This is a genomic window from Mucilaginibacter roseus (assembly GCF_021215455.1).
GTDB classification, from domain to species: Bacteria; Bacteroidota; Bacteroidia; order Sphingobacteriales; family Sphingobacteriaceae; genus Mucilaginibacter; species Mucilaginibacter roseus.
Genome location: NZ_JAJPWV010000002.1, coordinates 144,994 through 168,545 on the forward strand (window position 1 = coordinate 144,994; position 23,552 = coordinate 168,545).

Here is a 23,552-nt window from a genome sequence, read left to right on the forward strand (position 1 = left end):
AAGCGCATGTTTGTAATTTTGCTTTTGCCGATATTTTAAAAGCCCTAACTTTACCCTATGCCCGTGAATTTGTTTTACCGTACCCCGCTCGGTGTGGCCCGCATTACTGATGATGATGGTTTTATAAGCGCTATATCCATACGTGATGAAGATATAAAAACAAACGAGCCGGAGACCGAACTGCTTAAAACAGCAGCACAACAGTTTGACGAATATTTTGCCGGCAAACGGAAGGATTTTGACTTTCCGATAAGGCAGGCAGGCACCGAATTTCAGCAAAAGGTTTGGCGACAATTACTGCAGATACCTTACGGCAGTACTACCAGTTACGCGGCGCTGTCCAACCAAATGAAAAGCCCGCTTGCCATACGCGCAATAGCATCGGCAAACGGGAAAAATAATTTATGGATAGTTGTGCCCTGCCACCGCGTTATCGGGTCAGACGGCAGCCTTACCGGCTATGCAGGCGGCTTGTGGCGTAAGCAATGGCTGCTTGAACATGAAGCGCGCATTGCCGGCACCGGTCAAACTAAACTGGCTTTGTAAGCGACCGCTTTTTTAAAAGCTTGCTTATTTTTTCATGTAATTGATATGGCTGAAATGGCTTTGACAGCACATCATCCATACCGGCTGCAAGCGCTTCCTTTTGTTCGTAATCCAAAGTAGCGGCTGATAACGATATGATCGGAATGGTACGCTTCGGGTCTTCAAAATCCATGCGTATTGATTTTGCAGCCTGGTAGCCATCCATTTCAGGCATGTGGGTATCCATCAAAATAATATCGTAATCCTTTTGCCTAAGCTTCTCTAAAACTTTACGGCCGTTATCCACTATTTCGGCAGCTACATTCCAATCCTTCAGCAATTTGCTGATCATAAACTGGTTCACCATATTATCCTCGGCAACCAATATGCTTACGTTATTAAACGGCAACAGCGTTTCGGTAGGGCGACGCTCCTGCTTTTCCTTAGGCATTTCGGTAAGGGTATACCAGTTTATGAACCTGAACTCGCTGCCCTCTCCTACCTTGCTGCTCACCTTCAGCTCGCCACCCTTTAGCTCAACCAGCTTTTTAACAATGGCAAGCCCGAGGCCGGTACCACCATATTTTATAGAAGTATCGTCCTCAGCCTGTTCAAACGAATCAAATATCTTTGAAAGATGGTTGGCCGCTATGCCTATACCACTATCGGCAATGCAAAACTCTATCTTGGCGCGATCAGCCGTTTTATCCAGCGTCTTAACGCTCAGCTTTACAAAACCTCGCTCGGTAAATTTAATGGCGTTGCTTAGCAAATTCATCAGCACCTGGTTAAGGCGTAACGAATCTACCATGATATTCTCCGGCACATCGGGCGCAAGGTCAAATATAAATTCAATATTTTTTTCGTCGGCCTTGAATTTAAGAAGGCCATAAACCGACTTTACAATTTCGTGCAAATTGTGCGGACTACGGATGATGCTGAATTTACCGGCTTCTATTTTTGAAATATCAAGCACATCATTAACCACGCCAAGTAATGATTGCGACGAAACTTCGAGCAGGTTAAGCATGTTAATTTGCTGCTCGTTAACCTCTGTTTTGCGCAGCAGATTTGTGATGCCCAATATACCATTAATAGGTGTGCGTAACTCATGACTCATATTAGCCAAAAAGTTCTCCTTTGTTTTTTTGCCGAGCTCGGCCGCTTCCTTTGATTTGATTAGCTGCTGCTGGTAGCTTTTTTGCGGCGAAACATCGTTAATGTTAAGGAACAACATTTTGTTGCGGTAAGATGCCCGGCACTCGCCCCAAATGATGTTTTTATTAAAAGTTTCGAATTGAAACTCGAATACTGAATACGTCAAACGGTCTTTAATAACCTCAGCCAATTTTTGCCTGAACGCTGATTGATCGCTCTCAATAACGCGGTCAACTATGCTGGCATCAATCAACTCGCTCGGTTTAAAACCCAATATTTGCTCGGCGGCCGGGTTAATGCTTAAAATACGCAGTGTTTGCGCATCAACGGTACAAATAATATCGGCGGAGTTTTTTACTACAGTAGCGTAGTTCTGCAATTCCTCGTTCTTTTGTTTAATTTCATCCTGGCTGCGGGCCAATTGTACAAACGAGTCAACTTTCGCTGACGTTATATACGGGTCGAGTGGTTTGTATAAATAATCAACAGCCCCCACGCCTAAACCCTTTACCACGTATTTCGCTTCTTTTGAAATCGCGGTAACAAATATCACCATGATATCGCGAGTGCGTGGGTTTGATTTAAGCATCTCTACCAGCTCAAAGCCGTCCATCTCGGGCATTTGCACATCAACCAGTGCAATGGCTATCTGGGTTTCCCAGGCAATCTTAAGCGCTTCGTTAGGTGAAGTAGTAGAGTAGATACGAATATCATCACGTTTTAGCAGTGCCTCAAGCGCAACAATGTTCTCTTCTCTATCATCTACAATAAGGATATTAACAGGGGTCATTTGTTAATTGTGTGGGGTATATGGCTAAGTTCGTATTAATTTATAAATATCTTCTGCGCTTAAAACAAGTTCGGCGGCACCCAGGTTAATTGCGGAGCGGGGCATTTCTGCCATTTCAGCTTCGGATGGGTCCTGCGCTATGGTGAGCGAGCCGGCTTGTCGCAACTTTAGTAAACCCTCGGCACCATCCTGGTTGGCACCCGAAAGCAATATAGCGACACAACGCTCGTTAAAAACCTCAGCAGCGCTATCAAAAGTCACATCAATTGAGGGCTTGGAATACCACACCGGATCAGAAACATCAAGACTGAAGTAGCCCTCCTTTTCAATCAGCGTATGATAATTTGCAGGTGCGATAAATATGGTATTACGTTGTAATACGTCTTTATCGGCAATTTCCTTGATGTATATACGAGAGTGCTCTGAAAAGAGTTTTTCTATTTCGCTAAAAAAATTCTTTTTACGGTGCATTACCAGTATAATAATTTTATTTATGTCGACATCAACATGTTTAACAATACTAAAAAACAGCTTGAACGAGCCTGCCGAACCGCCAATCAATAGCACTTCGGCCTGCTGCCAACGTTGCAATATATTATTGTCAAATGCCAATTTTCTGGTATATATTTTCCTTGCTGTTGATCACCTTAAACTTTTTACGGAAGGCCTCTGATCGTATGGTCTCCTTTGAGCCGAGGCATAAAAAGCCATGCGGCGCCAGGCTATGGTAAAAAAGGTCGAGTATCCGTTCCTGTAACTTATTATCAAAGTAGATAAATACGTTACGGCAGGTAATCAGCTGAAATTCGTTAAACACACCGTCCGACACCAGGTTATGTACCGAAAATAAAGTATCCTGTTTTAACTCGCTGTGTATGGTGGCGGCATCGTACATAATGGTAAAATGGTCGGTAAGCGAACCTTTTAAGCCTGTGTACATATAGTTTTCGGTATAGCTTTTTATTTTGCGGAAGCTATAAATGCCCTTGCGCGCCTCTTTTAAAACCTCGGTATTGATATCGGTGCCATAAATAAAGCATTTATGTTTGATGCCTGCTTCGCGCAGTAATATGGCCAGTGAGTATACCTCCTCGCCCGATGAACAACCGGCTGTCCATATCTTTATATGCTGATAGGTGGACAGGTACGGAACAACCAACTCATTTACCGAGCGGTAAAAATTCGGATCGCGGAACATCTCTGTCACGTTGACCGTAACCTCTTCTAAAAAATGCTGAAAAAAGCCCTCGGCATTAACAATACGATGCTTCAACTCATAAAACGAAAGTTTTTTAAGGCTCATGATGCGGCTTACCCGCCTGGTAAGCGATGCTTTACCATAATCGCTAAAATCAAACCCATGTACCTCTTTTACAAGGGTTGTTAATTCATTTAACTCTTCAGGGGTTATACCACTTAACTGTACCTTCATTATATTAGCTTTCAAGCCAAAGCTGCATCAGTGCTACGAGCCTGTCCATATCAACCGGCTTGGTTATATAATCGTTAGCACCAGCAGCTATGCATTTTTCCCTGTCATCCTTCATTGCTTTCGCTGTTAATGCTATTACAGGTAATTTAGCCCATTTGTTTTGCTTCCTGATCTGGCGCGTTGCTTCGTAGCCATCCATCTTAGGCATCATAATATCCATCAGCACAATATCAACGTCCGGTATTTCTTCCAGCTTAGCCAGCGCCTCTTCCCCATCGTTGGCTATCTCCACGTTCATATCATAGCTTTGCAGCGCGCTGCTCAGTGCAAATATGTTACGCATATCATCGTCCACAATTAACACCTTTTTATTTTTGATGACCTCCTTACCTTTTGATATTGATTTCGGTTTAGGTGCTGTAAGGTCAACTTCGGTTTTTGATGATTCGGCGATCTTGTTCAGGAACAGGTTTACCTCATCGATCAGCCTGTCCGACGATTTGTTGGTTTTGATAACCATCGCGTTAGCATACTGCATCAGCCTGGTAACCGATGTTTTATCAAGTTCCATAGCGGTGTTGATGATAACCGGCAACTCCAGGAATTTATCAACCGCCTTGATCTTGTCCAGCAGGTCAAGCCCTGAAATATCAGGCAGGTTTAAATCGAGTATTACACATTGATACTCATTCTCGTGCAGCATACGGTAAGCCGACTCGCCGTCAAAAGCCTGGTCAACCTCAATGCCCTGTGCCTGCATCATATCCTTAAGCGCCTGGCTTTGCGCCTGGTGATCTTCAACCAGTAGTATCTGCTTAAACTTAGCGCCGCTTTGCTGCATAATATCGGTAAACAACTTATCGAGCGCGTTGGTATCAATAGGTTTTTTCAGGAAGCTGATAGCACCCTCGCGGCGTACACGGTTGGCAGCTGCCTCGCCGGCAGACATGAGGTGTACCGGGATATGCATAGTTTCTTCGTCATGCTTAAGCTCACGCAATATCTGCCAGCCATCTTTACCCGGCAGCATAATATCCAATATTACGGCATCGGGTTGGCTATCCTTTATGATCTGGAAGGCATTTGTACCCTCATTCACCATTATTGATTTATAACCATGATCGCGCGAGTAATCTTTCAGGATATCGGCAAAATTCTTGTCGTCCTCCACAATTACTACCAGCGGCTCGCCGTTTTGCTTTTTCGCTATCTGCGCAGCCGGTTTTAAAAACTCTTTTGGCGGCGAAAATGTCTCGGCGGTAGGTATTATCTCCTCCTCATGCGTTTCAGTTTGCGCTGCTTCAAAAGGTATCGTCAGCGTGAACTCACTGCCGACATTTTGCTCGCTTTGCAGGGTTATTTTACCACCTAACAAGGCTGCAAGCTCGCGGCTAATTGATAAGCCAAGGCCGGTACCACCGTATTTACGGCTGGTTGAGCCGTCGGCTTGTTGAAATGCCTCGAATATCAGCTTCTGCTTTTCGGCAGGTATACCAATACCCGTATCTTTAATATGGAAACTGATGGTTCCGTTTATGGTATTGGCCGTAGCGTTTAACATGATGCTGCCATTCTCCGACGTAAACTTAAACGCGTTCGAAAGCAGGTTTTTGATGATCTGCTCCACCCTGACCTTATCGGTAAATATGGTTGACGGAATGTTAGCGGTGGTGCTGGTAGTATAGCTGATTTTTTTATTGGCAGCTACTTCGCCAAACATCATCTCCATATCCTTCAAAATATCGTTCACGCGAACATGCTCATTCTGCATCTCCAACTTGCCCGACTCAATTTTTGACAGATCGAGAATATCATTGATCAGCGTAAGCAAGTCATTACCGGCATTAAATATAACGCTGGCATATTTTAACTGGTCCTCGCTCAGGTTGTCTGATTTATTGTCTTTCAGTATACGCGCCAACACCAATATACTATTAAGCGGCGTACGCAACTCGTGGCTCATGTTAGCCAAAAACTCCGATTTGTATTTTCCGGTAGATTCAAGCTCCTCAACCTTTAGGTTGATCGCCTGGCGGGCTTCTTCAATGGCTTGGTTCTTTTCTTCCAGCAAGCTGGCTTTTTCTTCAAGCTCGGCATTAATAGTGCGCAATTCTTCCTGTTGCACACGCAGCTCTTCCTCTGAAGCCTGCAGCATTTCTGTTTTGTTAAGCAACTCCTCGTTGGTAACGCGCATTTCTTCCTGTTGCGCTTCCAGCTCCTCGGCTTGTTGCTGGGTTTCCTCAAACAGATCGTGCATAATGGTGCGGGCCTGCGCCGTGTTAATGGCGATGCCGATGTCGTTAGTCGCACTTAAAATATAATCGCGAATGGCCTCGTGCATCTCGCCCTGATAGGCCAGTTCCATTACGCCTTTTAGCTTTTTATCGTAAAAGAATGGCACTATAAAGCTATCGGTGAGCTCGTTCTCCAGCACTGATGTGCTAAGCTCCAGCTTGCTATTCAGCTTACCTTTAACCACTTTGGCTTTTTGCTCAACGGCAACCTGGCCAAGCACCCCCTCTGATAAACGTATTGTTTTTTTCAGCACATCCGGGTTGTGGAATGCGTATGATGCGCATAGGTCAAGTCGCTCATCCTGGTCATTCAGCAAATAAAATGTACCGGTAAGCGCGCCGGTATAATTACATATCTCGTTAATTACGTTGGTTGCAAGTTCCTTCTCGGTTTGCTGGCCCTGCATCTTCTCGTTAAGCAGGCCGGTACCAGTAAGCAACCAGTTTTTTGCTTCGTTTTCTTTAAGTACAACACCTAACTGTACGTTGGCGTCGGTGATTTCCTGCTCAATCTTCTTTTGGCGATTGAAGGTGCCTTGTATATAATAAAACAGTATAATTATAATTACCAGGAATATGGCAGACCCTACTATAATTATATATATGGCTTGTGTAGATGACTCCTGGGTAGCATTCTTACGCTTGATGAGTAAAGCCTGTTCGGTTTCAATAACGGTTGAGATAACCGCCCTTACCTTGTCCATATTGGCTTTACCATTGATAAGCATATCATTGGCTACCATGTAATTTAGGCCCTTATCATCGCGGGTTTTAATATTGTTGCTTAATATACCCAGCTGATTGCCTATTAACTTATATAAAATCTCAACGCGCTTTACCTGTACGGAGTTATCTTCAATAAGTCCGCGTAGCTTGTCCAGATCGCTTTCTATGCTCGGCAAAGCAGAGTTATAAGGCTCTAAAAATGGTTTTTTACCCGTAGCACAATAACCACGCATACCCGTTTCAGCATCAATCAGCTGCTGTAGCAAACTGGTAGATGTTTTAATAACCTGCTGGGTATGCTCAACCTTAACAGTATCATCCTCAAGCTGGTTGATACTGCGGTAAGACAATACAGCCACTATAAAAACCAAAATAACAGATATTGCAAAACCTGTTAGTACCTGGTTACGAAAAGAAAGCTTAGCCATTGATTAGGTTTATATGCTGATAATGTTTTAAATAAAGTTGAAATATGTAATACGCATAACCTTAAAAAAGGTTGAGTGTAAACATTAATAATCTGCTTACGAAACAACTTCGTTGCCGGATTTTATAACACCCTGTTTTTTGGAGAATAATATGGTTAAACACAACACCGCCCCGGTGAACAACACATACCAACCCCATTTGAATTTTATTTTTGAAGTAAGATACGCGGCGATTGATGACATTGGTAAAAAGCTGAACGATGTATGCACTTTTAAGTATGCGCCTACATACAACAGCGCGGCCAACGCCACGGTAGCCCAGGCAGCACTACGGGCAATCTTCAGGCGGTTAAACACCAAGCCTATCATACCAATAACCGCCACAATGAGGATCACCATACCGAATGGCTTATTCATGTCATAAACGTTCATGCTGAACAAACCGAACGGGCGCAGCATAGGGCAATAGGTGGCCGCGATAACCATAATGAAACCAACAAGCGAAAGTAATGAGGGAATGCGCATAAAAGTCTATCGGGTTATTTCCATTTTTTCGGCAAAGTGGGCGCAGTAGTCACGCAGATCCTCTACGATGTTTTTTTCGCCTGTAGCACGTAAAAAACTATCGCCCATGGTTTGCAGGGTTTCATAAAAAAAGCGTTTCATCTCATCAACCGGCATATCCTTGGTCCACAGGTCAATACGCAGTGTATTTTTAAAGCTCTGATCCCAAAGGGCCAGCATCATTGATTTTACAGGCAGCGCCTCCTTGTTGGTTGAATCGGTTGACTCCCATAGGATATTTTCAGGCACGTTATTATCGTCCAGTTCAATAGTCAGTTTTATTTCGGCTTTTTTCATTTTTATATTTTATTTAACAAGTAGTAATAATATAATAACCAAGGCTATAAAGCTCAGTTCAATAGTCCAAAGCGTGCGTATTTCCTTAAAAAAATTACGAAAGGTGATATCCAGAAAGGCTACCACAAAGGCGAAAAGCAAAAATATCCATACAATGGTACCGCTCCAGCTTTCGTACTGACTGCCGGTTATGCTTGCGCCGTATATCCATATGTAGCCGGCAAGCACAATTAAAAACGCCGAAGCAATGTTTAAAGGTGTTATCCTGAATTTCATCAGTGTTTATTTTCTTTTAGAAGATCTTTTAGTGCTCAATTTTTTGGCTACGCGAGGATTACGCTTGGCTTTTTCTGCTTCAAATTTCTTTTTTTGGTTCAGAGTCTTTTTCTCGTGGAATGCACCTTTAAAGTCAGGATTCTCGCGGCGCTTCTGCATGTCGATATCTTTGGCCTGATCCTGGCGTTCTTCGTACGGAGTTTCCTCCACAAACACGTCATCCGGTAAATTAAACACAGGTATTTGCTGCCTGATCAGTTTCTCCGCCTTACGGATATAGTACTCCTCCGCCGGATTGCAAAAGGTAATAGCCTCGCCCGACTGAAAAGCTCTGCCGGTACGGCCAATGCGGTGCACATAATCCTCAATCACAATCGGCACATCAAAGTTGATAACGTGGCTAACATCATTCACATCAATACCACGGGCGGCCACATCGGTAGCTACCAGAATCTTCACTTCATCGGCACGAAAAGCGTTGATGGAGTTGATACGTGTATTTTGCCCTTTATTGGCGTGCAATACCCTTACCTCATCCTCCTTGTATTTTCTGGACAGGAACCTAAACACCCCTTCTGCCGAAGTCCTCGTTTTACAAAAAATGATCAGCTTACGTATATCGCCATCTTCCTCAAGCAACTTTTTCAGCAGATTGATTTTGGTTTTAATGTTAGGCACATAGTACAACTTTTGGTTAACCGTAGCAGCCGGTGTGGCCTGCGGCGTAACCTCAACCACGGTTGGATGCTCCAAAAAGTTGGCTGATAGCTGGTGCACCTTGTCGGACATGGTGGCCGAAAAAAGCAGGTTTTGCCTTTTGCGCGGCACTACCTCTAAAATGCGGTTTACTTGCGGCATAAAGCCCATATCCATCATTTTATCGGCTTCATCTAACACCAATACCTGCAAGCTTTTAGTAACAATATGTCCGGCCAGGTACACATCCATAAAGCGGCCGGGTGTGGCCACAATAATGTCGACACCCTTATTTATATTTTCAATTTGTGTTTTCGGTCCGATACCGCCATACAGCACCACCACCCGCAAATCGGTATAGGTGGCGAATGTACGTACATTTTCTTCTATCTGTAAGGCCAGCTCACGCGTTGGCGCTACTATCAGCGCACGCGGGTTTTCTCCCTGCGCATATTTCAGCTTCATGATGATAGGCAGCACATAAGCCGCCGTTTTACCTGTTCCGGTTTGGGCAATGCCCATTACATCCTGCCCGTTGCTGATTGGCGGAATAGCCTTTTGCTGTATGGGCGTAGGCTGCTCATAACCGGCATCGGCAATGGCATTTAATATCTGCCGGTTAAACTTAAAATCATCAAACGTTTCTGCCATGCCGCAAAGATAGTTTTTTCTTTTAAGGTGCGCTTACCCACCACATCGCCATACACTATTTGATGGTTTGATGATAAAACACCGTTTGTTAAAGGCTAATTGATATTTTAGGGCAAAATTTTCAGCCTGAATAGTTAAAACATGACCAATAAAGAAATAAAACCATGGAAGTTACTGAGCGAGCAGGACGTATCGCCCAGCCCCTGGTTCCCGATATTAAAGCATGCTGTTGAATTAGCCAACGGTAGTATAGTTGACGATTATTATTTTTCGCCCCTCGGCGATGTGGTGCAGGTGCTGGCCATCACTAAAAACAATGAGGTGGTTTTGGTGCGACAGTATAAACACGCCCTCGGCCAAATACTGCTTGAACTGCCCGGCGGTATGCAGCAAAAAAACAAGAGTATTATTGAATCGGCGTTGAACGAATTGGAAGAAGAAACCGGTGTTAAAGCCTCCGCCGAGCAGCTTAATTCGCTCGGAAAAATTGCCAACAACCCAACCAAGCTGAAGCAAATCACCTACGGTTTTATCTTGTTTGGTGCGGAATTTAACTCCCAACAAAAGCTTGATTCAACCGAGGATATTGACGTGCTGACCCTGCCTGCGCCAAAGGTGCTCGAAATGGCCATTAACGGTGATATATGGGTTACTGATTCGTTGAATTTCATTTTAAAAGCAGCCATTGCATATCCGGGAGTATTTGGTTTGAAGCTGAAATAGTTCTTTTAAAAAGATCATTACTTGTCCTAAACTTCTTTTGAGCGATCAAAAGAAATTTAGGGCAGATAATGAACTATTATTTCTTTGATCAAGGAGTTGTGCTTTAACTATCGTAGGTCTGCCCTTGGCCGCAGAAGCCAGTTACTTTGTCTTAGACACAAAGTAACCAAAAGTCAAGCCGGAAAAAACCTTCATCCGCACAAGGCTATACTCCCGGCCCGGCTTTCCGGCAGGCCAGCGCACATTTGAAATAAAAGACTGCTCATAAGTGCATCCTCCGGCCTTTTAATTTTCGGGTAGCAGGTTGAAGCACTGACTTTCATAGAAAATTAAACAGCCGGCGATTTTTGTTTCTTTTGATCGCTCAAAAGAAATTCAGGGCAGGTAATAAAACGAATTGTAACTGATTTAGAAAACGTAATTTAATATCTTTGCTCCCATGGCATCTATCCTGATAAAAGCAGCTACCATTGTTAACGAGAACAAGCAATTTAATGGCGATATACTGATAAAAGACGGTTTTATTGAACGCATTGATACCAGTATTGATGCTAAGGCCGATACCGAGATCAACGCCGAGGGGCTGCACTTGCTGCCGGGCTGTATTGATGACCAGGTGCATTTTCGCGAGCCGGGGCTAACGCATAAGGCCAAGATCTTTACGGAATCAAGGGCGGCAGTTGCGGGTGGTATAACCTCCTTTATGGAGATGCCCAATACCGTACCGAATACGCTTACGCAGGAATTGTTAGCTGACAAGTATGCCATTGCAGCTAATAGCTCACTTGCTAACTACTCGTTTTTTATGGGTGCCAGCAATGACAATCTGGACGAGGTTTTGCGCACCGACGCGCGCAACGTTTGCGGTATTAAGGTGTTCATGGGTTCATCAACAGGTAATATGCTGGTTGATAACCGCACCACGCTCGAAAATATTTTCACCAACTCGCCAATGCTGATCGCTACGCATTGCGAGGACGAGGCCACCATCAGGCACAACCTCAACCATTATAAAATGACACTGGGCGAAGAAAATATTCCCATATCATTACACCCGGTGATCCGTAGTGCCGAGGCTTGTTATCTGTCATCATCGTTAGCGGTTGAGCTGGCTAAAAAGCATGGCACCAGGCTGCATATTCTGCACATTTCAACAGAAAAGGAAACACACCTTTTTGATAACAGCACCCCGCTGGCGGATAAAAAAATAACCGCTGAGGCCTGCATACACCACCTTTGGTTTAGCGATGCGGATTACGAAACCAAAGGCAACCTGATAAAATGGAACCCTGCTGTTAAAACCGCCGCCGACCGCGAGGGAATCCTGAAAGCGGTGTTGGATGGCCGTATTGATGTCATCGCAACCGACCATGCCCCTCACACCATCGAGGAAAAAGCCCAGCCTTATATGCAAGCCCCTTCAGGCGGTCCGTTGGTACAACATGCCTTAACGGCCATGTTGGAGCTTTACCATCAAGGCAAGATCACCCTTGAACAAATAACAGAAAAGATGGCGCACAATGTGGCCACCTGTTTCCGTATTGACAAGCGCGGTTTTTTACGCGAAGGCTACTGGGCCGATATGGTTTTGGTTGACCTGAACAAACCATGGCAGGTTGAAAAGGACAATATTTTATACCAATGCGGCTGGAGCCCGTTTGAAGGTACTACCTTTAAATCGAGCGTGGTTAGCACCATTGTATCGGGTAATTTGGTTTGGGATAATGGCCATTTTGTGAACCATCACCTGTCCGGCCAGCGAATGGCATTTAACCCGCAGGCTTAATTTATTCTATCAGCTTTTTCAGCTCGGCCATAAGCGCTTGCCAGTTATATTCGGAGTGCTGTTTCTTTTCTTCGTCGGCAATGTTTTCCTGCGTAATGGTAAGGCGCGTTCCGCTATCATTACCCTCAAGGCGATAGCTCACTATCTGGTAATTTTCAGGTAAGTCTTCAGTGCCCGACATGCTGCTCCAGTAAGTGTATTTGGCAAATTCGCCGGGAATAACTTCCAGCACGGTACCCTTGTCGGTGTAAACTACGCCATCCCACTCGCCTGTCCAGATGATTGGGCTGCCTATTGTCCAATCGGTAATTAAATCTGTTCCGAAAAAGTATTCTTTTATCAACTTAGGGTCGGTGAGCCCCTGCCAAACTTTTTCTTTCGGAGCTTTGAAGTCAATCGAGGTGGTTAGTGTGATGTCTGTCATGATATTAATTTTTGAATAAGCCCAAAGAACGCACCGTTTAATGACAACCCTATGTCAGTAGTAAAAAACCGTAAACAATTATTTTTTAACGATTGCGCCGGCGATCTCTTGTATTCTATCCTTTAAAACATCAGGCGTTATAACGGTTGCCATATCGCCATACATCATAAACCAACGTGCAAAGCCTTCTATTGACATGGTTAGAAAAGTCATCTCCCATTCATCGCCATCTAACCGCTCGGATACAAAACCATTATAATATTTTTGATTGGTAAGATATGGATATACGCTTTTTTGTATGCGCATAATTACCGTCTCCAGCTTATGCTCGCGCGCGGTTTGAGTGATATAATCCTTCAATGCCGGGTGCTGGCCGATAAATTTATCATTGCTGATACTGATACCTTTTATTCGGTCGAGCCGGAAATCACGATAATCCTTACGCATACGGCAGTAGGCAATCAGGTGCCAATAGCTATCCAGGTAATAAACGCCCACCGGCTCAACCATACGGCTGGTTTGCTGCTGGCTGTGGTAGGCAAAATAATCAAGTTGCATCACGCGCTTTTGCGTTATCGCATTCAATATAGTTTGTATATGATCCTGGTTATCTGCCTGCTGCTGGCTCCGGCTGTGAATTACCGCAATGCTGCCATCCAGGTCCTCCAACGTGTTTTTTTCGGCGGTACGCAGTATAGCGCGTATCTTATCCATCGCCGACCGGTGATAACTCATGGTAGAGTTATCGGTAAGTTTTTCAATAAATTTTTCGGCAGTTAAAAATGCCGTCGCTTCCTCACGGGTAAACATTACCGGCGGCAAACGGTAGCCATCCATAATGGAGTAACCTACCCCGGCCTCACCCATTAGCGGTACACCGGCTTCTTCCAGCGTTTTAACATCACGGTAAACTGTACGCAGGCTGATGCCAAAACGCTCGGCAATATCAGCGGCCTTAACCACCCTGCGCGATTGTAGCTGGATCAATATGGCTGATATACGGTCGATACGGTTCATCGCAACGAAATTAAATAAAAAAGCGGTGCGTGTCTGCCGTTACAGGTGCGCATTTTACTAACATCATTAAACGTAAAAATACACTTACATTAAAAAGCTAACTTTGCCGCTGATATAATTTAGCTATATTGAACCATGTTATCGCGTCGAAATTTTATTAAAATATCATCTGCAAGCGCTGCTTGCGCAACAATATCAACAAGCCTGGCTAACCCTTTAAAAGCTGCAGCGCCAAAACTGCCCGTAGTAATATCAACCTGGGATTTTGGCATTGCCGCCAATAAAGAGGCCTGGACCATTTTAGGCAAGGGCGGCCGCGCGCTGGATGCCGTTGAAGCAGGTGTAAAAATACCTGAAGCCGACCTGAATAACCATACCGTTGGCCGCGCCGGCTATCCTGACCGCGACGGACACGTTACCCTTGATGCCTGCATTATGGACGAAAAGGGCAATTGCGGCTCGGTTGCTGCCATGGAGTACATTGCGCACCCCATAGAAGTAGCACGCATGGTGATGGAAAAAACCCCGCACGTAATGCTGGTTGGCGAAGGCGCTACCCAATTCGCCGTTGAGCAAGGCTTAAAAAGAGAAAAACTACTCACGCCTGAATCAGAAAAAGAATGGAAAAAATGGCTTGAAACTAAACAGTACAAGCCGGTGATGAATATAGAGAACAGCCAGAAACCCGGCAACCAATATAATCATGATACAATTGGCATGTTGGCTATTGACGCTAAAGGCAATATATCCGGCGCGTGCACCACCAGCGGTATGGCCTTTAAAATGCACGGCCGTGTGGGCGACAGCCCGATAATTGGTGCCGGGCTTTATGTTGATAATGAGGTTGGTGGCGCTACTTCAACCGGTGTTGGTGAGGAAGTGATCCGCAACGTAGGCAGCTTTTTAGTAGTAGAACTGATGCGCCAAGGTTACACGCCCGAAGCAGCCTGTAAAGAGGCAGTTATGCGCATCGTAAAAAAGAAACCCGATACCGCTAAAGAGATACAGGTGGGCTTTTTAGCCATCAACAAAAAAGGTGAATACGGCGCCTATGCCCTGCAGGACGGGTTCAGCTATGCCGTTTGCGACAGCGAGAAGCAGGACCGCTTGATAAAAGGTAAGTTTTACTACAAAAGCAATAAATAATATATAATATATTTATTGTTAACTTTATAGCTTAGTAAAATCCTGAATGGTATCACTTGAGGTTTGTGCCAACTCCGTGGTTTCGGCAGTGGCGGCACAGGAAGGCGGCGCAACGCGTGTTGAACTGTGCGATAATTTAAGCGACGGCGGTACTACGCCATCAGCCGGGCAAATACAGCTTGCCCGCAAACTGCTCCATATAAAAATATATGTGCTGATACGGCCACGTGGCGGCGACTTTCTGTATAATGATGTAGAATTCGAGATCATGAAAGCAGAAATACGGCATTGCATTGAAGCAGGATGCGATGGCGTAGTAATTGGTATGCTTACCCCTGAAGGGCGTGTAGACAAGCCCCGCTGTAAAGAGTTGGTGGATATCGCCAAACAATGGGGCTTGGGTGTTACCTTTCACCGCGCGATTGATATGTCGGCAGATATTTACCAGGCGCTTGAAGATATTGTTGAAATAGGCTGTGAGCGTGTGCTTACCTCAGGCGGTAAAACTACGGCGATTGAGGGCGCCAGTGTAATTGCCAGCCTGGTGCAGCAATCCGCCGGGCGTATAAGCATTATGCCGGGTTGTGGTGTCGACGAAAATAACGTGAACGACATTGTGCGCTTTACCGGCGCTAAAGAAGTACACTCCACCGCGAAAACACGCGTTAGCAGCCAAATGCTTTACCGCAACGACCATATACTGATGGGCGGCGCCGATGTGGATGAGTATAGTGTGATTGTAACTAATGCTGAAAGAGTGAGAACCATTCTCACCGCCGCAAATAATCTTTAGGAATATTAACTTATCACGATGATAAAAAGATTATGGCTAAAAATTGCTAAATTTATACCCAAAGGAAACAATCCCGTTTTTAAATTTATCGCTAAGCATTTTGCCTCTATACTGACTGTAGCTACTGGTTATTGTTATTTAAATGCCTATTGGTATTGGCACGAATATTTCCATTATTTTAAAATTTCTGGAGAAAATTGCTCAATAAATCTTCAGGAAATTATGCTTATAATTCCTACAGTATTTGAAAAGTTAACTATTCAGATGATTATAACAATTTTATTATTGTTATACATATATCATTGGAAGTATCAAATTAGATGGCTGCTCGCGTGTTCGTTGCTACTGTTTTCATTGACACATTTCTATACATCTATAACCAAGCTTGGTAAAAGAGACGCTTTTAACCACCAAGGGTTTTGGACCATGCAAAACAGTCCTCAACTTATAATTATAAAAAAGATTAACAACTATTATATATGCAAAAAGGTAAATCTAAAAGAAAAGACTTTCAGTGATAGTGTGTACATGATAAGCACAGATGAGATCCAAACAAAAGTTTTAGTGTACTCCAAAACGGGACAATTATTTCCTGAAAAGAAACAAATAGCCTTCAATAAAAAGCATAAACACCCAACAACTAATACTCCAGTGGAATAATCGGCTCCTTTTTATTGGTGGACATGATCATCATGGTGTGGAATGTTTTTACCACGCCAATGCGGCTTATTTTCTCCATAATCAATTGCTCGTACGATTTGATGTCGCGCACGTAAACTTTCAGCAAAAAGTCGCATTGGCCGGTTACGTGGTGGCACTCGGTCACCTCTTTTATGTTCTTGATCTCTTCTAAAAACACCTGGATGGTATTGCTTTTATGAAAATCAAGCGATACCTGTATAAAGGTTTTTATACCCAGGCCGAGCTTTTCCTCATCAACCAGGGCGTGATAGCTTTTGATGTAGTGCGAGTTTTCGAGCTTACGCACACGCTCCAGCGTAGGTGCCGGTGAAAGTCCAATCTCGTTAGAGAGCTGCAGGTTAGTAATCCTTCCGTTCTCTTGTAATATCTTTAAAATTTGCAGATCTATTTTATCTAATTCGGCGGCCATGGTGGTACAAATATATACTATAAAAATATTAGCGAAATAATATTTTTATAAGGTGCAGTCTTTCAAAAGTATATTTCATGCAATTATTAGTCTTATCTAATTTTTTTAATTAGATTTGAGAAAATATACTTATTAAAAACATCAGCTTTTGTTTAACGTTTACAAAAGCAAAAAAGATACGGGAGCCACAAAATAAATATGGATGCCAGGCACAGTGAGTCATTAAGCAACGTACACGGAACGGTAAACACTGAACATCGCACAGGCTGGCGAAAGATATTCGCATTTTTAGGCCCCGCCTACCTGGTAAGCGTTGGCTATATGGATCCGGGCAACTGGGCAACCGATATTGCCGGCGGCAGCGCCTTTGGGTACCGGCTAATCTGGGTATTACTCGCATCAAACCTGATCGCCCTGCTGCTGCAATCATTAAGCGCGCGTTTAGGTATTGTACGCGGGCTCGATCTGGCGCAGGCCTCAAAAAATGCGTACCCCCGCTTTGTTAACTTTTGCCTGTACATACTGGCGCAAATTGCCATTATAGCTTGTGACCTGGCCGAGATCATCGGTATGGCCATCGGGCTGAACCTGCTGTTTGATTTGCCAATGATATGGGGCGTATTGCTTACCATTACCGATACTGTGCTGCTGCTCTTCCTGATGAACAAAGGCATGCGCAAGCTCGAAGCATTTATTGTATCCATGATATCTGTTATCGGGCTGGCCTTTTTAACTGAAATGTTCATCGTTAAGCCTGATGTAGTAGAGATAGCCAAAGGGTTTATCCCCAACAACCTGTTTAAAAATGATGAGGTAAGCCATAAAATGCTTTACATCGCCATAGGTATTATTGGCGCTACGGTAATGCCGCATAATTTGTACCTGCACTCGTCGTTAGTGCAAACACGCAAGATAAACCGTACTAAAGAAGGTATTAAAGCATCGCTAAAATTCAACATGTTTGATACGGTGATAGCGCTTAACCTTGCCTTTTTAGTGAATGCCGCCATACTGATACTTGCCGCCGGTGCTTTTTTTAAAAATGGTTATTTTGAGGTTGCCGAAATTCAGGATGCCTACAAACTACTCGAAAATATTTTCGGGAAGATAGCGCCTGTGCTATTTGCCGTAGCGTTAATAGCATCCGGACAAAGCTCTACTGTTACCGGCACCCTGGCCGGGCAGATCATTATGGAAGGCCATATTAACCTGCGTATTGCCCCCTGGATGCGCAGGCTGCTCACCCGTTTGCTGGCCATTTTGCCTGCCGTTTTTACCATTTTATATTTTGGAGAGAACGCCTTAAGCGATCTGCTGATATTGAGCCAGGTGGTCTTGAGTTTGCAATTAGGCTTCGCTATTATTCCGCTGATACATTTTACATCTGACAAAACCAAAATGCAGGGCTTTGCTATTGGGCCGCTCGCAAAAATAGCGGCCTGGATAAGCGCCGTGTTGATTGTAGGCCTCAATGTTAAGCTGGTTATTGACCAGGTTAACGATTGGATAAGCGGCTACCCTGATGCCCGCATAGAAATATACGCTATTGTTGTGCCGCTGATTGTCGGCGTAGGCGTTTTGCTGTTGTATGTTTTTATGAGGCCATTATTATTCAAGCTGAAGGAAAGGCCTGCCCGTGTACCACATGGTGAAGCCACCGCCATTGGCGATATCAGTCCCATAGTTTACAACAACATTGCCATTACCATTGACTTTAGCGCTAATGACCGCGACTCCATACGCCATGCCATTATGCAGGGCGGTAAGGATGCAGCTTATACCCTGATCCACGTGGTTGAAACTGCCGCCGCCCGCTATCACGAAACCGAGGTAATGGACCGCGAAACGCAAAGCGATGTAAAAAACCTGGACCTGTACATTGATGACCTGCAACGAATGGGATATAACGCCCGCGGATATATTGGCTACGGTATACCCGCCAAGGCTATCGCTAAAATTGTGAACGATGAGGGTATCGACTTTATGGTGATGGGATCGCATGGGCACCGGGTACTTAAGGATCTGATTTTTGGCACCACCGTAAATACGGTTCGGCACATGGTGAACGTTCCGGTATTGGTTGTTAAGCCTCAAGCAAAATAATTTGCATATTTGCAAACGTTTAGGATATGAGTCAGGATAACATCTACATAAAAAACAAAAAAGCCTACTTTGAATACCACGTACTGGATAAGTATGTTGCCGGTATTCAACTGCTGGGTACCGAAATAAAATCAATACGCCAAGGCAAGGCTAATATAAACGATGCCTTTTGCAGCTTTATTAACGGACAGCTTTATGTGCGTAACCTGCATATATCGGAGTATTCATTCGGCTCGTTTTACAACCACGAGGCCAAGCGCGACCGTGTGCTACTGCTCAATAAAAAGGAGTTGAAAAAACTGCTTACCAAAGGTGAGGAAAAGGGCTTTACTATTGTTCCGCTGGCATTGTTTATCAGCGAACGAGGCTTCGCCAAACTGGAAATAGCTCTGGCACAAGGCAAAAAAGACTTTGACAAACGCGAGACCATGAAAGAACGCGACAGCAAACGCGAGCTGGACAGGGTGATGAAGAGTTAACCCCTTCCGTCCCCTAAAGGGGAAACCTAATAATCATTTGCAATACAAACTCCCCTTCAGGGGTTGGGGGCTACCACGCCTTATCCCCCACCAGTGGTACAAACCTAAAGGTATCTAACACTACTTTTTCGTAATCGTGCTCACCGACTTTCAATATGGTAACCATTTGCTGGGAGTTTTCATCGCCAACGGGGATAACTAAGATGCCGCCTATTTTAAGTTGTTGCAGTAATACGTCGGGTACAGTAGGCGCACCGGCCGTTACAATGATCTTATCATACGGTGCATGCTTAGGGATGCCCTTTGAGCCATCGCCTAAAAAAAAGTGAGGCTTGTACCCTAAACGGGTAAGGCCGTCAACCGTACGCTCATACAAAGCGGGCTGGCGTTCAATAGTATAAACTTTAGCGCCAAGTTTTAGTAATATACAGGTTTGATAACCGCTGCCGGTGCCTATCTCCAACACCTTATCGCCTTTGTTTATATGCAACAGTTGGCTTTGGTACGCCACGGTATACGGCTGCGATATGGTTTGCCCCTCACCTATCGGGAAGGCGATATCCTTATAAGCCTGGTTCCAGAAGGTTTCATCAAAAAAGAAATGCCGCGGAACCTCCCAGATGGCATTCAGTACATTTTCGTCTTCAATGCCTTTCTTTCTCAATAGTTCTACCAGCCGCTTGCGCGCTCCTTTTTCACGATAGTTATCAATACTCTTGTAGGCCATTTGCTGCCAAAGTTAGCTAAAATTACGGGCTTACCGAGGCGAAAGCCTTGCCACAGCCCAAGGTTTAATTTATCTGTTTGTGTAGCATCTTATTAAAATTGTACGTAGCGGCAATTAAACACCAATAGCATGAGAATAGGTATCCAACCCGGCATTATATTGATTGCGCTCTTCGTTACCCTGACAAGCGCTTTTATGGCCTGCAAAAAAGACAAAAACGAAAAACTGGCCGAAGGCATTGTGCTTAACACGGGCTCGCCTGCGGCAGATGGCTGCGGATGGCTGATACTGATGAATAATACCATGTACAGCCCTGATAACCTGCCCGCAAGTTTTATGCAGGATAGTTTGCGGGTGAAAGTAAACTACAATAATTTAAGCACGAGGTTCAGTTGCGGCATGGTGGCCACTAACGGCTTTCCGCAGATACACATCACCAATATCAGTAAAAAATAGCCTAATACGGGTCAACATCGGGCTGTACAATCCCGCCCTTGCTCAATTTGGTGGTTTGAAACTGGGTAATCACATCCCGTATAACGGCCTTAGCTTTGTTTATGGAGATACCATCCTTTTCAAACTTCAACATAATGCTTTTGATGTAGTAATTACGTATGCGGCTCACCAACGGCGCTTCGGGGCCAATTACCCTATCGCCGAACTGCTTACGTAACTCGTTAGCCAGGTAAACAGACTGATTATATAACGCATCCGGGTCCTTATGTTTAATATCCAGGTTGATGATGCGGTAATAAGGAGGATATTTAAAGCTGCGCCGCTCTTCCATCTCCGTAAAATACAGGTCGTGATAATTATTTTCGATCACCTGCCTTAACACCCGGTGACCGGTGTCATAAGTTTGAATTACCACCTTGCCACGTTTCCCCCTTCGCCCTGCCCTGCCGCTTACCTGCGATAGTAACTGATAACTTCGCTCGTTGGCCCGGTAATCCGGGAATTTAAGCAGGCTATCCGCGTTGATTATGCCTATCACGGTAACATCTGCAAAATCAAGCCCCTTTGCTACCATTTGGGTACCCACCAGTATATCTATCTTTTTTTCTTCGAGATTGTTAAGTATGTTTTGCAGCGCGTTGCGCGATCGCGTGGTATCCATGTCCATGCGGGCAAGACGAACATCGGGCAGCAGCAGGCTCAAATCGTCCTCAATCTTTTCGGTACCAAAGCCCTTGTACTCCAGGTGGGTTGATCCGCAGGCCGGGCATATACTGGGCGAATCCTCTTTGTAACCGCAATAATGGCAATGCAGTTTACCGCTGCTCTTATGGTACGTTAGGCTTACATCGCAGTTAATACATTTGGGGGTGTGAGCACAGGTACGGCACATCAGCAAAGGCGCGTAACCCCTGCGGTTTTGAAACAAGATCACCTGCTCTTTATTCTCAATAGCCTGCTGCAAATCCTTCATCAGCACACCTGTAAAGTGCGATTGTATGGTTTTTTGTTTGGTTTCTTCGGCTATGCTCACCACCTCAATATCAGGCAGCTCAACACCGCCGTAACGCTGCACTAATTCGGTTAATCCATATTTGTGCACCCGGGCATTAAAGTAACTCTCGAACGATGGCGTTGCCGAACCCAGCAACACCTTCCCCTTATACATTGCCGAAAGGTAAATGGCCACATCGCGCGCATTGTAGCGGGGCGCAGGATCAAACTGCTTGTATGATGTTTCGTGCTCCTCGTCAACAATGATCAGCCCCAGATCGTCAAACGGCAAAAACACCGATGAACGGGCGCCAAGTATTACCCGGTAATCGCCATTCAATACTTTTTGCCATACCTCGGCACGCTCATTATCATTAAATTTAGAGTGATATACACCGATGTTGCTGCCAAAATAGGCACGCAAACGTTCGATGATATGCGTAGTCAGCGCGATCTCGGGCAGCAGATACAACACTTGTCTGCCACTGTTTATCATCTCCTCAATCAGGCGCACATAAATCTGCGTTTTGCCAGATGAAGTTACACCGTAAAGCAGCACCGTATCTTTATCCTCAAACTGTCGTTTGATATCCGTTAAAGCATTTTGTTGCAGTTCGCTCAGGTCAAATATGCCGGTGTCATTCTCCTGCTCGTAATGCAGGCGACTCACATTTTTTTCCTCGGCAAAAAAAACTTCCTTTTCAATGAGTGCCTTTATCACTGCTGAGCCGGCACCGCTTTCCTCAGTAATATCATTTTTTGATACCGCCTTTTGATGACGGGCCAGTTTCATATAAGCCAGCAGTGCATCTGCCTGTTTAGGTGCACGCTCTAAAATGCTAAATAGCTCGCGCAGATTATCCTGGTTATGATAAACGGGGTTGAGCGTGATGAATGTACGCTTGCGGGGTTTATACCGGTCGCTCACCTCTTCAGATATATTGATGATGTTCTTCTCGAACATTCCCTTCAATATGGGCATCACCGTCTTTTGGCCTAAAAGCTTAGCTATATCGCTTACAGTTAGCTCAGGCTGCAGGTCTAGCGCTTCGGCGATGAGAAATTCCTTGTCGTGCAAGGTAGCCCGGTCAATCGGATAATCCTTGTTCAGCACAATTTTAGTTTCGCTGGCCAGCTTTAAAGCCGCGGGCAACGCGGCATTCATTACCTCGCCTACATTGCACATATAATACTCCGCTATCCACTGCCACAATTGCAACTGGTAAGCAGTAACAATAGGCTGATCGTCCAATACTTCCAGGATGTATTTTGCCTCGTACTTTTCGGGAGCCTGCGTGCCTATAGCCGCCACTATAGCCGTATATAGCTTGCTTTTGCCAAACTGCACCACCACCCGCTTGCCAATGGCCACGGCATCATTCATTTCAAAAGGCACGCGATAAGTGTAGTTCTTAGCTATCGCCAATGGCAAAATAACCTCAACAAAAAGCGTTTTCCTTTCGGATGTATTTGATGATGCAAACTCGAGCATGTAATAATATTAACGGTGACGTAAGGCTGCAAGTGCCAGGCATATCCAGCCGGCAATAAATAATATACCACCTATTGGAGTAACGGGCCCTAATATGCCCAGCCAGCTCCAGCCCAACAAATCGCGGCAAGATAAAAGGTATAACGAGCCGGAGAAAAACACCATACCCAGCGTAAATAAATAATACGCCGCCGCAATTAATTTTATTTTAAAACGTGTAAATGTAGATAGAAACAACAGGGCAAAAACATGATAGAAGTTATATTGAACACCGGTTTGCCAAACTTCCAGCTGCCTTTCAGTAATCAGTGCCCGCAAACCATGCGCGCCAAAGGCGCCAAGTACTACCGCTACCGCCCCGAATATGGCCGCGGTAAAAATGATTTGTTTATTCATTGAAAGATAAAAAGACTAAGTTAGGGTAATTTTGGCAAGTAAACGTTTAATGCAGTGCCATAATTTGTA

General features: G+C 44.6%; 23 protein-coding genes. 9 read left to right on the forward strand and 14 right to left on the reverse strand.

Annotated elements, in window-relative coordinates; translation table 11 throughout:
- The first annotated feature begins 57 nt into the window (after nt 1-57).
- Nucleotides 58-546, forward strand: a complete 489-nt coding sequence (locus LT679_RS05470; protein ID WP_232176304.1) for a methylated-DNA--[protein]-cysteine S-methyltransferase — start codon at nt 58-60, stop codon at nt 544-546.
- Here the strand turns inward: LT679_RS05470 and LT679_RS05475 are convergent.
- From LT679_RS05475 to LT679_RS05510, 8 genes are all read right to left on the reverse strand, one after another.
- Nucleotides 530-2,473: a hybrid sensor histidine kinase/response regulator gene (locus LT679_RS05475; RefSeq protein ID WP_232176306.1), complete on the reverse strand. Its 1,944-nt coding sequence runs from the start codon at nt 2,471-2,473 to the stop codon at nt 530-532. The genes LT679_RS05470 and LT679_RS05475 overlap by 17 nt on opposite strands.
- Before the next feature lie 24 nt (nt 2,474-2,497).
- A complete protein-coding gene (locus LT679_RS05480; RefSeq protein ID WP_232176308.1) occupies nt 2,498-3,085 on the reverse strand; it encodes a chemotaxis protein CheB in 588 nt (195 codons plus the stop codon).
- Nucleotides 3,075-3,905 carry a CheR family methyltransferase gene (locus LT679_RS05485; RefSeq protein ID WP_232176309.1) on the reverse strand — a complete coding sequence of 277 codons (831 nt, stop codon included), beginning with the start codon at nt 3,903-3,905 and terminating at the stop codon, nt 3,075-3,077. Before LT679_RS05485 ends, LT679_RS05480 begins: the two co-directional genes overlap by 11 nt.
- Nucleotides 3,906-3,909: 4 nt before the next feature.
- Complete coding sequence (locus LT679_RS05490; protein WP_232176311.1) at nt 3,910-7,353, reverse strand: response regulator; 3,444 nt, start codon at nt 7,351-7,353, stop codon at nt 3,910-3,912.
- Nucleotides 7,354-7,449: 96 nt separating this feature from the next.
- Nucleotides 7,450-7,878: a hypothetical protein gene (locus LT679_RS05495; protein WP_232176313.1), complete on the reverse strand. Its 429-nt coding sequence runs from the start codon at nt 7,876-7,878 to the stop codon at nt 7,450-7,452.
- 6 nt (nt 7,879-7,884) lie between these two features.
- Nucleotides 7,885-8,214, reverse strand: a complete 330-nt coding sequence (gldC, locus tag LT679_RS05500) for a gliding motility protein GldC (RefSeq protein WP_232176315.1) — start codon at nt 8,212-8,214, stop codon at nt 7,885-7,887.
- A 9-nt stretch (nt 8,215-8,223) separates the two neighbouring features.
- Nucleotides 8,224-8,490, reverse strand: coding sequence for a hypothetical protein (locus LT679_RS05505; RefSeq protein ID WP_232176316.1), 267 nt, complete (start codon nt 8,488-8,490; stop codon nt 8,224-8,226).
- Nucleotides 8,491-8,496: 6 nt separating this feature from the next.
- A complete protein-coding gene (locus tag LT679_RS05510; RefSeq protein WP_232176317.1) occupies nt 8,497-9,837 on the reverse strand; it encodes a DEAD/DEAH box helicase in 1,341 nt (446 codons plus the stop codon).
- Nucleotides 9,838-9,978: 141 nt separating this feature from the next.
- Here LT679_RS05510 and LT679_RS05515 point away from each other — a divergent pair, with 141 nt between their 5' ends.
- Together LT679_RS05515 and LT679_RS05520 are read left to right on the forward strand one after the other, a co-directional pair.
- Nucleotides 9,979-10,560: an NUDIX hydrolase gene (locus LT679_RS05515; protein ID WP_232176319.1), complete on the forward strand. Its 582-nt coding sequence runs from the start codon at nt 9,979-9,981 to the stop codon at nt 10,558-10,560.
- A 439-nt stretch (nt 10,561-10,999) separates the two neighbouring features.
- Nucleotides 11,000-12,346, forward strand: a complete 1,347-nt coding sequence (locus LT679_RS05520) for a dihydroorotase (RefSeq protein ID WP_232176322.1) — start codon at nt 11,000-11,002, stop codon at nt 12,344-12,346.
- A gap of 1 nt (nt 12,347) precedes the next feature.
- Here the strand turns inward: LT679_RS05520 and LT679_RS05525 are convergent, their stop codons facing one another.
- Both LT679_RS05525 and LT679_RS05530 read right to left on the reverse strand, forming a co-directional pair.
- The gene (locus LT679_RS05525; protein ID WP_232176324.1) at nt 12,348-12,770 is read right to left on the reverse strand and encodes an SRPBCC family protein; all 423 of its coding nucleotides are present in this window, start codon (nt 12,768-12,770) and stop codon (nt 12,348-12,350) included.
- Nucleotides 12,771-12,848: 78 nt separating this feature from the next.
- Nucleotides 12,849-13,787 carry a helix-turn-helix transcriptional regulator gene (locus LT679_RS05530; protein WP_232176326.1) on the reverse strand — a complete coding sequence of 313 codons (939 nt, stop codon included), beginning with the start codon at nt 13,785-13,787 and terminating at the stop codon, nt 12,849-12,851.
- A 135-nt stretch (nt 13,788-13,922) separates the two neighbouring features.
- Here LT679_RS05530 and LT679_RS05535 point away from each other — a divergent pair, with 135 nt between their 5' ends.
- The 3 genes from LT679_RS05535 to LT679_RS05545 are packed head-to-tail and all read left to right on the forward strand — an operon-like array spanning nt 13,923 to nt 16,386.
- Nucleotides 13,923-14,933 carry a N(4)-(beta-N-acetylglucosaminyl)-L-asparaginase gene (locus LT679_RS05535; RefSeq protein ID WP_232176328.1) on the forward strand — a complete coding sequence of 337 codons (1,011 nt, stop codon included), beginning with the start codon at nt 13,923-13,925 and terminating at the stop codon, nt 14,931-14,933.
- A gap of 46 nt (nt 14,934-14,979) precedes the next feature.
- A complete protein-coding gene (locus tag LT679_RS05540) occupies nt 14,980-15,726 on the forward strand; it encodes a copper homeostasis protein CutC (RefSeq protein ID WP_232176330.1) in 747 nt (248 codons plus the stop codon).
- 18 nt (nt 15,727-15,744) lie between these two features.
- Nucleotides 15,745-16,386 (forward strand): hypothetical protein, encoded by a 642-nt coding sequence (locus tag LT679_RS05545; protein WP_232176332.1) that lies wholly within the window; start codon nt 15,745-15,747, stop codon nt 16,384-16,386.
- Here LT679_RS05545 and LT679_RS05550 read toward each other — a convergent pair.
- Nucleotides 16,367-16,837, reverse strand: coding sequence for an Lrp/AsnC family transcriptional regulator (locus tag LT679_RS05550; RefSeq protein WP_232176334.1), 471 nt, complete (start codon nt 16,835-16,837; stop codon nt 16,367-16,369). The genes LT679_RS05545 and LT679_RS05550 overlap by 20 nt on opposite strands.
- A gap of 198 nt (nt 16,838-17,035) precedes the next feature.
- Here LT679_RS05550 and LT679_RS05555 point away from each other — a divergent pair, with 198 nt between their 5' ends.
- Nucleotides 17,036-18,940, forward strand: a complete 1,905-nt coding sequence (locus LT679_RS05555) for an Nramp family divalent metal transporter (RefSeq protein WP_232176336.1) — start codon at nt 17,036-17,038, stop codon at nt 18,938-18,940.
- Between the two features lie 26 nt (nt 18,941-18,966).
- A complete protein-coding gene (gene smpB / locus LT679_RS05560) occupies nt 18,967-19,419 on the forward strand; it encodes an SsrA-binding protein SmpB (RefSeq protein ID WP_232176338.1) in 453 nt (150 codons plus the stop codon).
- Between the two features lie 70 nt (nt 19,420-19,489).
- On the opposite strand, the gene LT679_RS05565 is transcribed toward smpB, so the two are convergent.
- On the reverse strand, nt 19,490-20,146 hold the full coding sequence (locus tag LT679_RS05565; protein WP_232176340.1) for a protein-L-isoaspartate(D-aspartate) O-methyltransferase: 657 nt from the start codon (nt 20,144-20,146) through the stop codon (nt 19,490-19,492).
- A 129-nt stretch (nt 20,147-20,275) separates the two neighbouring features.
- Between LT679_RS05565 and LT679_RS05570 the strand changes: the two genes are divergently transcribed.
- A complete protein-coding gene (locus tag LT679_RS05570; protein WP_232176342.1) occupies nt 20,276-20,602 on the forward strand; it encodes a hypothetical protein in 327 nt (108 codons plus the stop codon).
- Nucleotide 20,603: 1 nt separating this feature from the next.
- On the opposite strand, the gene priA is transcribed toward LT679_RS05570, so the two are convergent.
- Together priA and LT679_RS05580 are read right to left on the reverse strand one after the other, a co-directional pair.
- Nucleotides 20,604-23,087, reverse strand: a complete 2,484-nt coding sequence (gene priA, locus LT679_RS05575) for a replication restart helicase PriA (protein WP_232176344.1) — start codon at nt 23,085-23,087, stop codon at nt 20,604-20,606.
- 9 nt (nt 23,088-23,096) lie between these two features.
- Nucleotides 23,097-23,483 carry a DUF423 domain-containing protein gene (locus LT679_RS05580; protein ID WP_232176346.1) on the reverse strand — a complete coding sequence of 129 codons (387 nt, stop codon included), beginning with the start codon at nt 23,481-23,483 and terminating at the stop codon, nt 23,097-23,099.
- Nucleotides 23,484-23,552 lie beyond the last annotated feature (69 nt).

Coding starts and splice junctions, on each gene's coding strand:
- LT679_RS05470 (WP_232176304.1), top strand. CDS start 58: ATGCCCGTGAATTTGTTTTACCGTACCCCGCTCGGTGTGGCCCGCATT.
- LT679_RS05475 (WP_232176306.1), bottom strand. CDS start 2,473: ATGACCCCTGTTAATATCCTTATTGTAGATGATAGAGAAGAGAACATT.
- LT679_RS05485 (WP_232176309.1), bottom strand. CDS start 3,905: ATGAAGGTACAGTTAAGTGGTATAACCCCTGAAGAGTTAAATGAATTA.
- LT679_RS05490 (WP_232176311.1), bottom strand. CDS start 7,353: ATGGCTAAGCTTTCTTTTCGTAACCAGGTACTAACAGGTTTTGCAATA.
- LT679_RS05495 (WP_232176313.1), bottom strand. CDS start 7,878: ATGCGCATTCCCTCATTACTTTCGCTTGTTGGTTTCATTATGGTTATC.
- gldC (WP_232176315.1), bottom strand. CDS start 8,214: ATGAAAAAAGCCGAAATAAAACTGACTATTGAACTGGACGATAATAAC.
- LT679_RS05505 (WP_232176316.1), bottom strand. CDS start 8,490: ATGAAATTCAGGATAACACCTTTAAACATTGCTTCGGCGTTTTTAATT.
- LT679_RS05510 (WP_232176317.1), bottom strand. CDS start 9,837: ATGGCAGAAACGTTTGATGATTTTAAGTTTAACCGGCAGATATTAAAT.
- LT679_RS05515 (WP_232176319.1), top strand. CDS start 9,979: ATGACCAATAAAGAAATAAAACCATGGAAGTTACTGAGCGAGCAGGAC.
- LT679_RS05520 (WP_232176322.1), top strand. CDS start 11,000: ATGGCATCTATCCTGATAAAAGCAGCTACCATTGTTAACGAGAACAAG.
- LT679_RS05525 (WP_232176324.1), bottom strand. CDS start 12,770: ATGACAGACATCACACTAACCACCTCGATTGACTTCAAAGCTCCGAAA.
- LT679_RS05530 (WP_232176326.1), bottom strand. CDS start 13,787: ATGAACCGTATCGACCGTATATCAGCCATATTGATCCAGCTACAATCG.
- LT679_RS05535 (WP_232176328.1), top strand. CDS start 13,923: ATGTTATCGCGTCGAAATTTTATTAAAATATCATCTGCAAGCGCTGCT.
- LT679_RS05540 (WP_232176330.1), top strand. CDS start 14,980: ATGGTATCACTTGAGGTTTGTGCCAACTCCGTGGTTTCGGCAGTGGCG.
- LT679_RS05545 (WP_232176332.1), top strand. CDS start 15,745: ATGATAAAAAGATTATGGCTAAAAATTGCTAAATTTATACCCAAAGGA.
- LT679_RS05550 (WP_232176334.1), bottom strand. CDS start 16,837: ATGGCCGCCGAATTAGATAAAATAGATCTGCAAATTTTAAAGATATTA.
- LT679_RS05555 (WP_232176336.1), top strand. CDS start 17,036: ATGGATGCCAGGCACAGTGAGTCATTAAGCAACGTACACGGAACGGTA.
- smpB (WP_232176338.1), top strand. CDS start 18,967: ATGAGTCAGGATAACATCTACATAAAAAACAAAAAAGCCTACTTTGAA.
- LT679_RS05565 (WP_232176340.1), bottom strand. CDS start 20,146: ATGGCCTACAAGAGTATTGATAACTATCGTGAAAAAGGAGCGCGCAAG.
- LT679_RS05570 (WP_232176342.1), top strand. CDS start 20,276: ATGAGAATAGGTATCCAACCCGGCATTATATTGATTGCGCTCTTCGTT.
- priA (WP_232176344.1), bottom strand. CDS start 23,087: ATGCTCGAGTTTGCATCATCAAATACATCCGAAAGGAAAACGCTTTTT.
- LT679_RS05580 (WP_232176346.1), bottom strand. CDS start 23,483: ATGAATAAACAAATCATTTTTACCGCGGCCATATTCGGGGCGGTAGCG.